15 protein-coding genes are annotated in these 15,121 nt (G+C 69.9%); 5 read left to right on the forward strand and 10 right to left on the reverse strand.

Translation table 11 applies throughout. The features are described 5' to 3' along the window. Window positions 1-555: 555 nt before the first annotated feature. From ACZ7M7_RS07535 to ACZ7M7_RS07560, 6 genes are all read right to left on the reverse strand, one after another. Window positions 556-1,767, reverse strand: coding sequence for a ketosynthase chain-length factor (locus ACZ7M7_RS07535; RefSeq protein WP_453822288.1), 1,212 nt, complete (start codon window positions 1,765-1,767; stop codon window positions 556-558). Continuing rightward, entirely contained in the window at window positions 1,764-3,050 is a 1,287-nt protein-coding gene (locus ACZ7M7_RS07540; RefSeq protein ID WP_328427306.1) for a beta-ketoacyl-[acyl-carrier-protein] synthase family protein, read from the reverse strand. The genes ACZ7M7_RS07535 and ACZ7M7_RS07540 overlap by 4 nt, the downstream gene beginning before the upstream one ends. After that, complete coding sequence (locus ACZ7M7_RS07545) at window positions 3,047-3,376, reverse strand: TcmI family type II polyketide cyclase (RefSeq protein WP_383608603.1); 330 nt, start codon at window positions 3,374-3,376, stop codon at window positions 3,047-3,049. The genes ACZ7M7_RS07540 and ACZ7M7_RS07545 overlap by 4 nt, the downstream gene beginning before the upstream one ends. Before the next feature lie 70 nt (window positions 3,377-3,446). Further along, window positions 3,447-3,629, reverse strand: a complete 183-nt coding sequence (locus ACZ7M7_RS07550; RefSeq protein ID WP_383608600.1) for a hypothetical protein — start codon at window positions 3,627-3,629, stop codon at window positions 3,447-3,449. A 25-nt stretch (window positions 3,630-3,654) separates the two neighbouring features. Continuing rightward, entirely contained in the window at window positions 3,655-5,427 is a 1,773-nt protein-coding gene (locus ACZ7M7_RS07555) for an ATP-binding protein (RefSeq protein WP_472113704.1), read from the reverse strand. Between the two features lie 353 nt (window positions 5,428-5,780). After that, a complete protein-coding gene (locus tag ACZ7M7_RS07560) occupies window positions 5,781-6,530 on the reverse strand; it encodes a response regulator transcription factor (protein ID WP_383616797.1) in 750 nt (249 codons plus the stop codon). Window positions 6,531-7,083: 553 nt separating this feature from the next. On the opposite strand from ACZ7M7_RS07560, the gene ACZ7M7_RS07565 reads away from it, so the two are divergent. Further along, window positions 7,084-7,794, forward strand: coding sequence for a ScbR family autoregulator-binding transcription factor (locus tag ACZ7M7_RS07565; protein WP_383616800.1), 711 nt, complete (start codon window positions 7,084-7,086; stop codon window positions 7,792-7,794). Window positions 7,795-8,488: 694 nt separating this feature from the next. Here the strand turns inward: ACZ7M7_RS07565 and ACZ7M7_RS07570 are convergent. Further along, entirely contained in the window at window positions 8,489-9,493 is a 1,005-nt protein-coding gene (locus ACZ7M7_RS07570) for a ScbA/BarX family gamma-butyrolactone biosynthesis protein (protein ID WP_472113707.1), read from the reverse strand. Window positions 9,494-9,702: 209 nt separating this feature from the next. Between ACZ7M7_RS07570 and ACZ7M7_RS07575 the strand changes: the two genes are divergently transcribed. Continuing rightward, window positions 9,703-10,518, forward strand: coding sequence for a ScbR family autoregulator-binding transcription factor (locus ACZ7M7_RS07575; protein WP_383632863.1), 816 nt, complete (start codon window positions 9,703-9,705; stop codon window positions 10,516-10,518). 41 nt (window positions 10,519-10,559) lie between these two features. On the opposite strand, the gene ACZ7M7_RS07580 is transcribed toward ACZ7M7_RS07575, so the two are convergent. After that, entirely contained in the window at window positions 10,560-11,234 is a 675-nt protein-coding gene (locus ACZ7M7_RS07580) for a response regulator transcription factor (RefSeq protein WP_383616809.1), read from the reverse strand. A 64-nt stretch (window positions 11,235-11,298) separates the two neighbouring features. Beyond that, a complete protein-coding gene (locus tag ACZ7M7_RS07585) occupies window positions 11,299-11,991 on the reverse strand; it encodes an antibiotic biosynthesis monooxygenase family protein (RefSeq protein WP_451173924.1) in 693 nt (230 codons plus the stop codon). Window positions 11,992-12,238: 247 nt separating this feature from the next. On the opposite strand from ACZ7M7_RS07585, the gene ACZ7M7_RS07590 reads away from it, so the two are divergent. Genes ACZ7M7_RS07590 through ACZ7M7_RS07600 form a run of 3 tightly spaced genes read left to right on the forward strand, consistent with a single transcriptional unit; the run spans window position 12,239 to window position 14,554 of the window. Continuing rightward, the gene (locus ACZ7M7_RS07590; RefSeq protein ID WP_472113711.1) at window positions 12,239-12,682 is read left to right on the forward strand and encodes a nuclear transport factor 2 family protein; all 444 of its coding nucleotides are present in this window, start codon (window positions 12,239-12,241) and stop codon (window positions 12,680-12,682) included. After that, a complete protein-coding gene (locus ACZ7M7_RS07595) occupies window positions 12,679-13,989 on the forward strand; it encodes a cation:proton antiporter (RefSeq protein WP_472113714.1) in 1,311 nt (436 codons plus the stop codon). The genes ACZ7M7_RS07590 and ACZ7M7_RS07595 overlap by 4 nt, the downstream gene beginning before the upstream one ends. 13 nt (window positions 13,990-14,002) lie before the next feature. Further along, the gene (locus ACZ7M7_RS07600) at window positions 14,003-14,554 is read left to right on the forward strand and encodes a flavin reductase family protein (RefSeq protein ID WP_472113717.1); all 552 of its coding nucleotides are present in this window, start codon (window positions 14,003-14,005) and stop codon (window positions 14,552-14,554) included. 19 nt (window positions 14,555-14,573) lie between these two features. On the opposite strand, the gene ACZ7M7_RS07605 is transcribed toward ACZ7M7_RS07600, so the two are convergent. Next, complete coding sequence (locus ACZ7M7_RS07605; RefSeq protein ID WP_383616823.1) at window positions 14,574-14,993, reverse strand: winged helix-turn-helix transcriptional regulator; 420 nt, start codon at window positions 14,991-14,993, stop codon at window positions 14,574-14,576. Window positions 14,994-15,121 lie beyond the last annotated feature (128 nt).

Below are 15,121 nucleotides of genomic sequence, written 5' to 3' on the forward strand. Positions count from 1 at the left end.
CCGGTGATCGCGGTCGATGGCGTGGTCGTGGTGGCCGATGCCGGTGGTCCGGAGACCTGGGGGCGGCAGCCTGGTGGCGGTGATTGCCGTTCAGCGGCCGGGGGTTGAGGCCCGGTTGCCAGTGATCGGCAACCCCCGCACGGAGACGGGTGGCCGAGGTCGATGGTGTGGTCGTGGTGGCCGAAGCCCGTTGGCCCGGAGACCTGGGGGCAGCAGCTGGTGGCGGTAATTGCCGTTCAGCGACCGGGGGTTAGAGCCCGATTGCCAGTGATCGGCAACCCCCGCACGGAGACGGGTGGCCGAGGTCGATGGCTGGTCGTCGGTGGCCGTCGGTGGCCGAAGCCCGATGGTCCGCAGACCGGTGGGCGACAGCCCGGTGGCCCCGGAAGCCTGGTGGCCCCGGAAGCGCGGTGGCCCCGAAGGCCGGTGGGCGACAGCCCGGTGGCCCCGGAAGCCGGAGCCTCTCGACCGGTGGTCCGTTCGCGGAGGTCAGTGGCCGGTCGGCCGTCGGCCAGATGCCAGGCCGGACCCAGGCAGCCGACAGGTGTGGGCCGGTCAGTCCACCCCCCGCACCACCGCCGCCGAGTTGAAGCCCCCATGGCCGCGGGCCAGGATCAGGGCGGTGCGTAGTGCGGTCTCGCGTGGGCGGTCGGTCACCAGGTCGAGGGGGTGGTCGGGGGACGGGGTCACGTGGACGGTCGGGGGGATGATGCCGTCGCGGATCGCGAGGAAGGCGGTGGCCAGGTCCAGGGGAGCCGCGCCCGAGTAGAGGCGGCCCGTCATCGTCTTGGGGGCGGTGACCGGGACGGCCCGGGGGCCGAAGACCGCCGTGATCGCCTCGGTCTCGATGCGGTCGAGCTCGGGGTCGGCCGCCGCGTCGGCGAAGACCACGTCCACCTGGTCGGCGTTCAACCCCGCGTCGTCCAGGGCGAGTTCGATCGCGCGGCGCAGGGCCGGCGGGCGCTCGGTGCCCGGCGCGGGGTCGAACGTCGCGGCGTACCCGGCGATCTCGCCGTAGATCCGCGCACCGCGCGACCGCGCCGACTCCTCGGACTCCATGACGAGCAGCGCGCCGCCCTCGCCCGGCACATACCCGTCGGCCGCCCCGTCGAAGGGCAGATACGCCTGGCTCGGCTCGTCGCGCGTGGTCAGTCGCTGCGCGGCGAGCTGGGCGACCCAGCCCCACGGGCAGATGGAGGCGTCCACGGCGCCGGAGACCACGATCGGCGTGCCCTTGCGGATCTGGCGGCGTGCCTGCGCCACCGCGTCCAGCCCGCCGGCCTGGTCGCTGACGACCACGCTGCTCGGGCCCTTCATGCCGTGCCGGATGGAGATCTGGCCGCTGTTGACGGCGTAGAACCAGGCGAACGACTGGTACGCGCTGACGTACTGGCTGCCCCGGCTCCACAGCGCCTGCAGCTCGCCCTGGCCGAACTCGAAGCCACCCGACGAGCTCGCCGTGACCACGCCCATGCTGAACTCGGGCAGGTCCTGCGGCCGTATCCCGGCGTCCGCCAGCGCCCAGTCGGCGGCGACGAGTGCCAGCCGGGTCATCCGGTCGGTCTGCGGCAGCAGCCGGCTCGGCAGGTGCTCCTCGGCCGCGAAGCCGGGGATCTCACCGGCCAGCCGCGCCGGGTACCCCGACGGGTCGAAGCGGGTGATGCGTCCGATGCCGCTCTTGCCGGCGAGCGTCGCCGCCCAGTAGTCCTGAACTCCCAGGCCGTTGGGGGCCGTGACACCAAGGCCCGTCACCACGACCGCGTTCATGCCATGCTCCTCTCGGGACGGGCGAGCACCATCGCGCTCTGGAAACCGCCGAACCCGCTGCCCACCGACAGCACCGCGTCGGTCAGCTGCTCACGGGCGGTGAGCGGCACGTAGTCGAGGTCGCACTCCGGGTCGGGGGTGTGCAGGTTGGCCGTGGGCGGCACCACGTGGTGCTCCATGGCCAGCGCGGACGCGGCGATCTCGATCGAGCCGATCGCGCCGAGCGAGTGCCCCACCATCGACTTGATGGAGCTCACCGGAGTGCGGTAGGCGTGCTCACCGAGGCTCTTCTTGAAGGCGGCCGTCTCGTGCCGGTCGTTCTGCTTGGTGCCGGAGCCGTGGGCGTTGATGTAGTCGATCCGGTCCACGTTCATACGGGCCTCGTCCAGCGCCACCGTGATCGCCTCGGCCATCTCCGCGCCGTCCGGCCGCAGACCGGTCATGTGGTACGCGTTGCTGCGGGTGGCGTAGCCGGCGATCTCCGCGTAGATGTGCGCCCCGCGCCGCCGCGCGCTCTCCAGCTCCTCCAGGACGAACACCGCGCAGCCCTCGCCGAGTACGAACCCGTTTCGGGTGCCGTCGAACGGCCGCGAGGCCTGCTCGGGGTCCTCCCGGCGCGGGGTCGTCGCCTTGATGGCGTCGAAGCAGGCCATGGTGATCGGCGAGATCGGCGCGTCGGACGAACCGGCGATCATCACGTCGGCCGATCCCTCACGGATCAGCTCGACGGCGTAGCCGACCGAGTCGATGCCGGAGGTGCAGCCGGTGGACACCACGGTGTTGGGGCCCTCCGCGCCGACTGTCCAGGCGACCTCGGCCGAGAAGGAACTCGGGACGAAGTAGTTGTAGAGGTGCGGTACGGCGTACTCGTGGTCGACCAGGTGCAGCCGGCCGCCGTCACTGACGATCCGGTACTCCTCGTCCAGCCCCATCGTGGCGCCGACCGCGCTGCCGATGGTGACGCCCACCCGGTGCGGTTCGTGGGCGGCGAGGTCGATCCCGCTGTCGGCCACCGCGCCGCGCGCCGCGACCACCGCGAACTGGGCGGCCCGGTCCATCCGGCGGACCTCCTGCGGCGTGAGCCCGTGCCGGTCCGGGTCGAAGTCCATCTCCGCGGCGACCTGCGAACGGAAGGGGCTCGGGTCGAAGAAGGTGATCCCGCGCGTCGCGGTACGGCCCTCGCTGAGCATGTTCCAGAAGCTGTCCTTGCCGACGCCGCCGGGCGCGAGGACCTCGATCCCGGTGATGACGACCCGCGCGGGGCTGTCCCGACGGCCGCTCATCGGGCGGCCTCCCAGTTGTAGAAGCGCGTCGCCATCGCGTCGGCCGGGGAACGCCAGGTGGCCGGGTCGTACGCCTCTATGAAGGGCTTCAGGTCCTCACTGATGCGCACGAAGCGCTCGTCGGACTTGGCCTTCTCGATCAGCTCGCCACCGTTGTCCGCGTCGAAGTCCTGCAGGTGGAAGTACAGACCTCGGTAGTGGAAGAGCTGGCGGCGTCGCGTACCCATCAGATGGGGCATCTCGGTCTCGTCGAACGCGCCGAACAACTTGGCGACATCGACCGCGGAGCCCGGTTCCATCCGAGCCACGATCAAGGTGCTGTGCATGAGCTCTCTCCTTGGAAAATGGTGCGTGGGAAAGGGGGGCACGGAACGCGGAAAGGGAAATCGATTTCCGTCAGTCGATGCCCCGGCAGATGTGCGGGTGGTCGCTGTCGTTCTCGTCGTCCTCGCCGGCCAGGAGCCAGGCGGGCGCCCGGGGCGCGGGCGCGTCGTGCCCGTCGTACGACTCGGAACACGTCTTGGAACAGATCCCGGAGTAGGTCTTGGAGTACGTCGGGGCATACGTCTCGGAGTACATCTGGTCACACCTCCCTGGGACTTGGTCAGTCCTTGATCTCGCAGATGGCTGCGCCGGAGGTGAGAGAGGCGCCGAGGACGGCGGACAGGTCCTTGACGGTGCCGGACTTGTGGGCATTGAGCGGCTGTTCCATCTTCATCGCTTCGAGTACGACGATGAGGTCGCCTTCCTCGACCTCCTGGCCTTCCTCGACGGCGACCTTGACGACGGTGCCCTGCATCGGCGAGGCGAGGGTGTCACCGGAAGCGGCCGGGCCGGAGTTGCGCGCCGCCCGCCGCTTCGGCCTGGCTCCGGCGGCCAGCCCGGTGCGGGCCAGCGTCATGCCGAGCGAGGCCGGCAGGGAGACCTCCAGGCGCCGGCCGCCGACCTCGACCACCACGGTGTCGCGACCGGCCTCGTTCTCCGTGTCGGTGTCGGTGGGGGCGGCGAAGGGCTTGATCTCGTTGACGAACTCGGTCTCGATCCAGCGGGTGTGGACCGTGAACGGGTCGCTGGAGCCGGTCAGTTCCGGCGCGAAGGCCGGGTCCTTGACGACCGCGCGGTGGAAGGGGATCGCCGTGGCCATGCCCTCGACCTGGAACTCGGCCAGGGCACGCGCGGCCCGCTGCAGGGCCTGCCCGCGGGTGGCGCCGGTGACGATCAGCTTGGCCAGCAGGGAGTCCCATGCCGGGCCGATCACGCTGCCGGACTCCACGCCCGCGTCCAGGCGGACGCCCGGACCGGTCGGCGGGGCGAACGTGGTGACCGTGCCCGGCGCCGGGAGGAAACCCCTGCCGGGATCCTCGCCGTTGATGCGGAACTCCAGCGAATGGCCACGGATGACGGGGTCGTCGTAGCCGAGTTCCTCGCCGTCGGCGATGCGGAACATCTCGCGCACGAGGTCGATGCCGGTGACCTCCTCGGTGACCGGGTGCTCGACCTGCAAACGCGTGTTGACCTCCAGGAACGAGATCGTACCGTCGCCCCCGACCAGGAACTCCACGGTGCCGGCGCCTACATACCCCGCCTCACGCAGGATCGCCTTCGACGCCCGGTACAGCTGCGCGACCTGCTTCTCGGACAGGAACGGGGCCGGGGCCTCCTCCACCAGTTTCTGGTGGCGGCGCTGCAGCGAGCAGTCACGGGTGGAGACGACCACGACGTTGCCGTGGGTGTCGGCCAGGCACTGCGTCTCGACGTGGCGGGGCTTGTCGAGGTAGCGCTCGACGAAGCACTCGCCGCGCCCGAATGCCGCGACGGCCTCGCGGACCGCCGAGTCGTACAGCTCGGGCACTTCCTCCAGCGTGCGGGCGACCTTCAGGCCGCGTCCGCCGCCGCCGAAGGCGGCCTTGATCGCGATCGGCAGGCCGTGCTGTTCGGCGAAGGCGACGACCTCGTCGGCGCCGGAGACCGGGTCGGGCGTGCCCGCGACGAGCGGGGCGCCGGCACGCTGGGCGATGTGACGGGCGGCGACCTTGTCACCCAGGTCGCGGATGGCCTGCGGGGGCGGGCCGATCCAGATCAGGCCCGCGTCCAGGACGGCCTGGGCGAAGTCGGCGTTCTCCGACAGGAAGCCGTAGCCGGGATGGATGGCGTCCGCGCCCGACTCGCGTGCCGCGTTCAGGACCTTGTCCATGTCCAGATAGCTGCTTGCCGGGGTGTCACCGCCCAGGGCGAACGCCTCATCCGCAGCGCGGACATGCGACGCGTCGCGGTCCGGATCCGCGTAGACGGCCACGCTCGCGATCCCGGCGTCCCGGCAGGCCCGGGCCACGCGGACAGCGATTTCGCCACGGTTGGCGATGAGCACCTTGCGCACGACTGGCCCCCTCCTCAATCGGCAGGAATTCTGGGATGATCAAGCGCGGCCGGGGGAATTCCACTCCCGGGCAGGCGCCGAATACCTGTCCATACTCCGTGCGTGACCTCGGCGCTTTCAACAGCCGGCCATTAAGCCTTCGGACCAGATCCTCAGCGGGGATACGGCTTTGTTGGCGCAGCGCCAGGCAAGTGTCAGGGAATTGTCAGAAGCCCCGCCGAACAGCGCACGGCGGCAGAACAGTCGACCGGCGCACAAAAGGGCATGGGCATGCGAAAGGGCGGGCTCCCCCGTCAGGAGCCCGCCCTTTTCGAAGTCGGCGGCGATGTGGTGACATCGCGCCGGATGCGAGATCAGCTGCTACCGAAGCGGAACCCCACTCCGCGTACGGTGACGATCCAGTCACTGCCCCCCAACTTGCCGCGGAGGCTGCTGACATGGGTGTCCACGGTGCGACGGGACCAGGACCCACCCCAGACCTGCTGCATGATGCGCTTGCGCGAGATCACCGTCTCCGGATGGGAGGCGAGCAGATAGAGCAGATCGAACTCCTTGCGGGTGACCTCCACGACCTGGCCGTGCAGACTCACCTCGCGCGAGGCGGCGTCTATGCGCAACGGCCCGCGCGAGACGACCTGCTCGATCTGCACCTGCGGACGCGAGCGACGCATGACGGCGTCCATCCTGGCCATCAGCTCCCGGAAGCCGTAGGGCTTGACGAGGTAGTCGTCCGCGCCCGCCTGGAGACCGAGGACCCGGTCCAGTTCCGTCCCCCACCCGGTGACCGCTATGAGCGGGACGTCGCTCAGGGAACGGATGGAACGGCACACTTCCAGACCGTCCAGGTCGGGTAGTTCGAGGTCCAGCAGAACGATGTCCGACACCTGGTAGGCCTGCAGGGCCGCGTTGCCCGTGCCGACCCCCTCGACCTGATGGCCGTGTCGCCGCAGGCCGGCCGCGAGGGCCTCCATGTCGCCGGTGTTGTTCTCGACCACCAGGACCCGCCAGTTGGTCGACGGCTTCCGGATCTGCGAGGTGATGGGCTTTCGGTACTCCAGAGTGCTGCTCGTTGCGCGTTGGCTCACTGCTCTCCCCCTGAACATGTAGTTCCCGCTCGAGCGCCTTGGCTTGTCGAGCCTAAAAACCTACCTCTCGGTTTGTCAAAAAAAAACTCGGTAAACTCACCGTCTGTGACAACTGATGCGACTTTTGCCGGAGTTGCCTGACATGAAGGATCAATTCCGCCGCGAAACGTAACCGCGATCGTTTTTCTGGATCTTGAAAGTGGTCAAAATTCGCCCCCGGGCCACGAGAAAGCAATCACTGACGGCGGCTGCGGTTTGTTCTGGGTCTCAACAACCGGGCCTACTCGTCCGTAGATCGACTACCGAGGGCGGCCCCGTCCGACGCATTGCACATCCCGGGTGGCAGTGGTAGACCGTCCGGGATGTTCTCGGCTGACTGATTCCCTGCTTCCACTTCTCCCTCGCCCTGGTCATGAGGTGGGAAAGTGTGATCTTCTGGGCAGTACTGACGGTGTGTCGATAGAAACGAGAGCCGCAGCCGGACCCACGCTCCCGGCACTCGGGCATCCGCACCCCACAAACAAACCTTCAAGTCCGTTTCCTGGACTGCGGGATGAAAGGATTCAGGCAGGTGGGACTACAACAGGAGAGGGCGATCCGCACCCGCCGACTGATGCTGAAGTCGGCGGCGGAGGTCTTCGACCGCGAGGACTATGCCTCGGCCAGGCTCTCCGACATCAGCGCGCGGGCCAACATGAGCACGGGCGCGCTGCACTTCCACTTCGCGAACAAGGAGGACCTGGCCCAAGCGGTCGTGAGCGAGGCGCGCGGCATCCTGTGGCGCGCCGCGCGCCTCGCGTACGAGAAGAACTCCGAGCCGCTGCAGGCCCTCACCGACATCTCGCACACCCTGAGCCAGTTGCTGTCCTGGGACGTGGTGTCGCGGGCCGGGCTGCGGCTGGACAACGACCGGTCCCGCAGAGGGCGGGAGCAGTTCGCCCACGCGTGGCACGCCTGCGTGCAGCGCCTGCTGGACCGCGCGCGCCAGGAGGGCGGGGTCGCGGCGCAGGCCCAGCTGCCGGCGCTGACGTGTGCGATCGTCGCCGCCACGACCGGCATAGGAGTACTGATAAAGGGGGGTGAGGGCGACCGCACCCGGCTGGCCTTCACGGGGTTCTGGCAGGGCTTCCTGCCGGGGCTCGCCGCGCCGGGCCTGCTCGGCGCACTGAACCCCGCCGGCACACCGGACGTGGTCGACCACGCGGTCTCCGTCTCGCGTTACCTGCCCTACGCCACGGAGGAAGAGGACGACACGGAGGCTGCGACCACGGGGGTGAGGTGATGCGCTCCCGGTCCCGGTCCCGGGCCCGGGACCGGCCGTCGGGGCCGTCGCGGGTCCGGCTGTGGGAGCGGCCCGTCGGAACGGCGCGTGGGAGCGGCCCGTGAGACCGGCACGTGGGACCGGCCCGTCGTAACGGCACGTGGCACCGGCACGCGGGAGCGGTCCGTCGGAACGGCACATGGGACCGGCACGTGGGAGCAACCCGTCGGGACGGCACGTGCGACCGGCCGCGGGACCGGCCCGTGGGACCGGCCCGTGGGACCGGCTCAAGGGGGCAACCCGTGGGAACGGCACGCGGGAGCGGCCCGTGAGACCGGCCCGTCGGAACGGCACGTGCGACCGGCCGTGGGACCGGCCCGTGGGAGCAGCCCGTCGGAACGGCACGCGGGAGCGGCCCGTGGGAGCAACCCGTCGGAACAGCCGTCGGAACGGCGCGTGGGAGCGGCCGTGAGATCAGCCGAGGGGCGGCCGTGAGTTGGGGTGTCCGGGGCCTTCGCGTTCTGGCGGTGCCGTCAGCGGCGGGCCGTCGGTCCGGGGTGGCCGCGCGGGAGTTGCCGGCGGCGGTGCGCGGATCGGCCACGGCCGTACGCCCCCGCGTCGCAGGCCGTGGCGACCGTATGTCCGCCGCCCGGGACGGACGGGACGACCGGCGAATCCGCCGGAACTCCCAGCACCCGCGCCAGGATGTGCCGGCTCAGCCGCCGTCCCTCGTCGCGCCGTCGCCCAGGGTCACGGTGAAGACGGGCTCGTCCTGTTGGAGGCCCTGCACACGCATCACGGTGCCCTGCTCCGCGGACCGGTCGGGACCGGCGAGGATCCAGCAGGGCTCGGTCAGTTCGCAGTACTTGTGGAAAGCGATCCGCATCGAGGCGGGGTGGAAGTCGTGCCCGGGCGTCAGGACGTTGGCGGCCTGCCGGGCGGCTTCGAGGAGCACCATGCCGGGGACGTGGTCGTTGGGCCGGGCGAAGAGTGTGGGGTGCATGGTGTCCAGGCGGAGCCGCCAGCCGGGGCGATGCCTGGAGGGGGCGAGGACGACGTCCTTGCGGTCGCCGCGGCCGGTCTCGCGGGGCGCGACGGCGGGCAGCAGCGGCATGGCGCGACCCGTGACGGCCGTCCGCTCGCCGCGCAGCCGGCGGTAGACGCGGGCCGAGGTGCAGCCCAGGATGCCCATGCTCGTGGCGAGCAGCCGGCCGAGGCGCTGGAAGCGCAGGTCGACCCGCATGCCGACGAGGCGCCCGGCGCGCAGCTGGACGTCGGTGCACTCGACCACGACGTCGATCGCGCCCGAAGCGCCCGCCACGGTGAACTCCGTTGTCTCGACCCGGTATCCGAGCTCCCGCATCAGGAACTGGTCGCCGATCGGCACTCCGAACTCGGCGTGGGCCAGCATCATCGTCGCCTGCCGGGTGGTCTCCGCGACGAGCAGCGGATCCTGACGCCCGCCGGGCAGCGGGGCGAAGAAGCGGTGTGCGGCGGGCCAGTTCACCGAGACCAGGAACCGTTGCTCGGTGAGGCGCAGCCACTCGACGGGGAAACGGTCCTCCGGGTCCGGGCGGTGGCACAGCTCGGCGGTGGCCCGGCCGTCCGGAATCAGAACCGGGGAGTCGGTCCGGTATGCGGGTCGTGAGGCGGACTCTTCCGAGGGGATCGGTGCGACCTGTCCGGCAAGCGGACCGTTGTGCAGGGCTGTGCTCGCCACGTCAGCGGGGTCGAGTCGCTCCTGCGCCGGGGCCATACCCAAACGAGCCTCAACAAATCGGTCGACTACAGATATCGCGCCATCAGGCATGGATTGCCCCCTGAGTCGATAAATGAGGGGATCGTTCCCCTCTCGACAAAAGACTGGCAGTCCGGTTCTCTTTGCGGGGGAACCTGACCAAGCTCTGACATAGAAACAGGCACGGACGCATGGCACGTCAAGCGAGAGCCATCCAGACCCGCAAGTCGATCCTGCTGGCGGCGGCCGAGGTGTTCGACGAGCGGGGCTACAGCACCGCCACCATCACGGAGATCATCGCGCGGGCCGGTGTCACCAAGGGGGCGCTGTACTTCCACTTCACCTCCAAGGAGGACCTGGCCCTCGGGGTGATAGCGGCGCAGCTGGAGCTCGGCCCGTTGCCCCCGCAGCGCACGAAGCTGCAGGAACTCGCCGACCAGGGCCTGTTGTTCGCGCACCAGCTGCAGCACGACCCGCTGACCCGGGCCAGCGTCGGGCTCGCCATGGACCAGTGGAGCGAGAGCGCCGAGAGCGCCGAGAGCGGCAATCCCTTTCACGGCAGGCCGTTCCAGTCCTGGGCGGACCGGCTCACCGGACTGCTCGTCGAGGCGCGCGAACGCGGCGAGTTGCTGCCGCACGTGGATCCGGCGGAGACGGCCGAGTTGCTGTCCGGGTCCTTCACCGGAATCCAGTGGACGTCCCAAGTGCTGTGTCAGCGCAAGGACTTGACCCGCCGCGTGATCTCCATGTTCCGCCACCTCCTGCCGACCATCGCGATGCCGCAGATCCTCCCGACGCTGGAACTGACCCCCGACCGAGCCGTGTCCCTGCTCGCCTCGCGCGATGCGGCGCTGGAGGGGGAGGACGCGCCGGCCGACGAGGAGTACGACGCCGCGGCCGAGGACGGCTCCGCCTCGGAGGCCGGCACGGCCTGGGAGCCCGACACCGCCGCCACCCGGGTACGGGAAGGGAGCGCTGCCCCGGAGGGGGAGGGCAGCGCTGCCTGATCGGCGGTCCGTAACGGCCCCCGGAGAACCGGCATCGCACATCACCGGAGCGGGGCGGAGGGCGACGTTTCCTCCAGCCGGTAGCCGACACCCCGGACCGTGGTGATCCAGCCCTCGCCCAGCTTGGCGCGCAGGGCGCTGACGTGGGTGTCGACCGTGCGGGTGGAGATGGCCCACTCGTCCGCCCAGACCCCGGCGATCAGGTCCCGGCGCGAGATCACCGTCTCCGGTGCCGAGGCCAGCAGCAACAGGATGTCGAACTCCTTGCGGGTCAGCTCCAGGGGCTGCTCCCCCACCCACGCCTCACGCGTCCCGGGGTCCAGCCGCAGGGCCCCGCAGGACACCCCGGCCGGACCCCCGCCGGTGGTGACGCGCCTGGTCACCGCGTTCATCCGGGCGATCAGCTCCCGGAAGCCGTACGGCTTCACCAGACAGTCGTCCGCACCCGACCGCAGACTGAGCACCCGGTCCAGCTCGGTGTCCCGGCTGGTGAACGCGATCAGCGGGGTGCTGCCCCGGGCCCGGATCTCGGCGCACACCTGCAGACCGTCGAGGTCGGGCAACTCCAGGTCGAGCAGGACGACTTCGGCCTGCTCCCATGCCTGGAGAGCCGCCCGCCCGGTGCGGGCCCGCCGGACCTGATGGCCGTTGCGCACCAGGCGGCAGACCAGGGGCTCGGCGGTCCCGTCATCCGGATCGATCACAAGTACGCGCATGTGCACTCCACTCCGGGCCGCGTCCGGGCGGCGCCAGGCACCTCCCGGCCGGCGGCCCGGACCGTCACTCGCCCGCCGACCGGGTGTGCACCACGCGGTAGGTGTTGGAGTCCCGCCAGATGGCCAGCGCGTCCACCGTGGCGTCGATCTTCTGCCGCTCCGCCGACCGCTGCGCCGCGGGCTGCTCGCGGAAGGCGTCGTATGCCTCCTTGCTGTCCCACTGGGCGTAGACGACGGCCCACTTGCCCTCGATGCCACGGCCGCGCAGACCGCGCAGCACCGTGTGGCTGCGGTACCCCGGGACCTTCTGCAGCCAGTCCTGGGCAGCCCCGAGCGTGTCGACCAGGTCGTCCTGGTGCTTCTCGGCGACGCCGTACAGGTCGATGACCGTGTAGTCCTCGCGCTCCGGTCCGATCTCGGTGGGTCCGGCGCCCGGCTTCGACTGGGTGAAGACCGCCTCGTTCTGCAGGAGCCGGATCGCGGTGGTGATCTCACCGAAGAGCGGCAGGGTGCGGTGCTTGAACTCCTCGCCGGCGTAACGGGCCTCCAGGTCCTCGGTGGAGCGCCACTGGATGAAGTTGGCGGTGCCGAACTTGGTCTGCCCGCTGTGCACGGTGCTGGAGATCCAGCCGTCGTAGGCGGCGGCGTCGACGATCTCGCGCATCGCGGCGAGCAGGCTGTCCTGCTTCTCGGCGGAGTCGGTCGAGAACAGGTTGAGGACGGTCAGGTTCTTACCATCGGCTGCGATCTTCGGCATTCTCTTCTCTTCCGGTAGATCGGGTGATGAAAGGTTGACGAAAGAAGCAGAACTCGAATTTCCGGCTCAGCGGATCAGTGCTTCCCGACCAGCATGACAAGCCATCAACTCCTGCTGAAGAGCGCTCTGTTCAGGACTCCGCGCGGATTGTCAGGTCTTTTCCGTCAGCGTCAGATCTTCCGCAGCTACGTCAGGTCTTCGACAAGTGCCCTTGGGTGCCCATTGGCCACCGCGCGATGCTCGGGCAATGAATTCCGTCACGTCAACAGCCGAAATCAGCACCTTGCTGGACCGATATCTATTGGGCCTCGACGAGGACAAACTCGACGACGTCTGGGCGCGTACGCTGTTCAGCGACGACGCCCGCGTCGAGTTCCCGATGGCCCGGCACGAGGGCATCGAGGGACTCGCCGCCTGGCACCGGCAGGCACTCGACGCGTTCGCGCGCACCCAGCATCTCAACTCCCCGGCGGTGGTGGACCTCACCGGCGAGAAGCGGGCGGTGCTGCGCGCCAACCTGGTCTCCACCCACGTACACCATCCGGACGCGCCCGGCGATCCGCTGTTCGTCTCCGGCACCCTCGTCCACGGCGAGGCCCGGCACACCGAGCAGGGCTGGCGTCTGACGGAACTGTCGTTCCAGCTGGTCTGGTCGACGGGCAACCCGCCGCGGCCCGGGGGCTCCCGATGACCGCTTCGGCGGCGGGGGGCGGGGAGCAGCAGATCGCCACGATGCTGCTCGGTATCGGCGTGATCCTGCTGGTCGGCGCCGCCCTCGGCGCGCTCGCCCGGAAGGTGGGCCAGCCGAAGGTGATCGGCGAGATCACCGCCGGCGTCCTCCTCGGCCCGAGTCTGCTCGGCCTGTTTCCGGGCGACCTGACGGAGCGCCTGTTTCCGGGCGACGTACGGCCGTTGCTGTCCGCGGTCTCCCAGGTCGGCCTGGTCCTGTTCATGTTCGTGGTCGGCTGGGAGTTCGAGAAGCGGCTGATACGGCCGCACGCGCGGCTGGCGGCCGGCGTCTCGCTGTCGTCGATCGTGCTGGCCTTCGGGCTGGGCGTCGCGGCCGCGGTCGTGCTGTATCCGCACCACGACACCGTGGCCGGCAAGCACATCTCCTTCCTAGCGTTCGCCACCTTCATGGGCACCGCGATGTCCGTGACGGCGTTCCCCGTGCTGGCACGGATCCTCACCGAGAACAAGCTGATGGACACCCGGGTCGGCGCCCTGTCACTGGCCAGCGCCGCGATCGACGACGTCCTCGCCTGGTGTCTGCTGGCGTATGTGTCGGCGCTGGTCAGCTCGGACGGCAACTACGCGGATCTGGCCCGGATCGGGGCGCTGAGCGTGGTCTTTGTGGCGCTGATGTTCATGGTGGTCCGGCCGCTGGTGGCCCGGCTGGTGTGGCGTTGGGCGGCGACGGAGCGCTGGAGCGCGCTGCTCGCGGTGCTGTGCGCGGGCGTGTTCGCCTCGTCGTGGCTGACCTCGTGGATCGGCATCCACCAGATCTTCGGCGCCTTCCTGTTCGGCTTCATCATGCCGCGCGAACCCCGGAGGGTGCTCGCGGCGAACCTGCGCCGGCCGCTGGACGACGTCAGCGTCGTGCTGCTGCCGGTGTTCTTCATCGTCACCGGCCTCGGCGTCGACCTCGGCTCCCTGACCGCGACCGACTATCTGTCACTGGCCCTGGTCATCGCCGTGGCCTGCGCGGGCAAGCTGCTCGGCGCGATCGTCCCGGCCCGGCTGTCCGGCCTGTCCTGGCGTGAGTCCAAGGACCTGGGCGTGCTGATGAACACCCGTGGCCTGACCGAACTCATCATCCTCAACGCCGCCGTGAGCCTCGGAGTGCTCGACGGACGGATGTTCACCATGCTGGTGATCATGGCCCTCGTGACGACGGCGATGGCGGCCCCGCTGCTGTCCCGGCGCGAGCACCTCACGGCCGGCGTGACCGAGAAGGCACGTACACCCGTCGCGGACGCGACCGCGCCGCGCACCTGACGAGAGGGCTCACGTGATACCCGTCCAGCCGTTGTCCCAGCACGGCCGGCATCTGCCGCAACCGCCGGTCGACGGCCGTGCGTTGCGCGCGGTGTGCGGCAACTTCGCCACCGGCGTCACCGTCATCACCACCGGAGGTCCCGAGGACGGCGCCGCCACCACGGTGAACTCCTTCACGTCCGTCTCGCTGGAGCCGCCGCTGGTGCTGTTCTGCCTGCACAAGCAGTCGCGGCTGCGGCCCGCCCTGCAGAAGTCCGGCGGCTTCGTCGTCAACTTCCTGACCCGCAGCCAGGAAGGCCTCGCCTGGAAGTTCGCGGGCCGCGAGTCGGCACGTCTGGCGGAGGTCCCGCATCACCGCTCCACGAGCGGACTGCCGGTCCTCACCGAGGCGCTGGCCTTCCTGCAGTGCCGTCTTGCCGACGAGTACGACGGCGGTGACCACGCGATCCTGCTCGGCGAGGTCACCGCCCTGGGCACGTCGACCGAGGAGGCCGACCCGCTGGTCTTCTACAAGGGCTCGATGCGCGTCCTCGACACCGATGTCCCTGCGCCGGCCCGGGGTTAGCAGCCGGCCCCGGCGCGGGTCAGCGCGACACGGACGTCGGTTCGTCCGCCGTGTCGAACTCCCGCCTGGCCCGCTCCACCTTCTGGAGGTTCTCCGCGGACCACTCGGCGAGGTGGGCGAAGATCGGCGCCAGGCTGCGGCCCAGCTCGCTGATCTCGTACTCGACCCGGGGCGGCACCTCGGGGTGGTACGTCCGCACGACCAGGCCGTCGCGCTCCATCTGGCGCAGCCGCTGGGTGAGGACCTTGGGCGTGATGGTGCGGATGTTGCGCTGGAGCTCGACGAAGCGCTGCTTACCGAACTCGTGCAGCGTCCACAGGATCGGTGTCGTCCAGCGGCTGAAGACGATGTCGACCACCGGGGAGACCGGGCACGCCAGCTCCGAGTCGACCTTTCCGCCACGCGTGGTGGTGCTGCCCATGGCGCCGGTGCTGCCCATTCGGACCCTCCCAGGAAGTCACTTTCCTCTAGGTACCTACTTTACCCAGGATGCTAGCTTCCCGGAAGACGGTGAGCGGGCTCCCGCTCCCGGCCTCGCGCCATGTCCTTTCCCTCCGGATGTCCGTC

It is taken from the genome of Streptomyces sp. NPDC111606 (assembly GCF_055656945.1).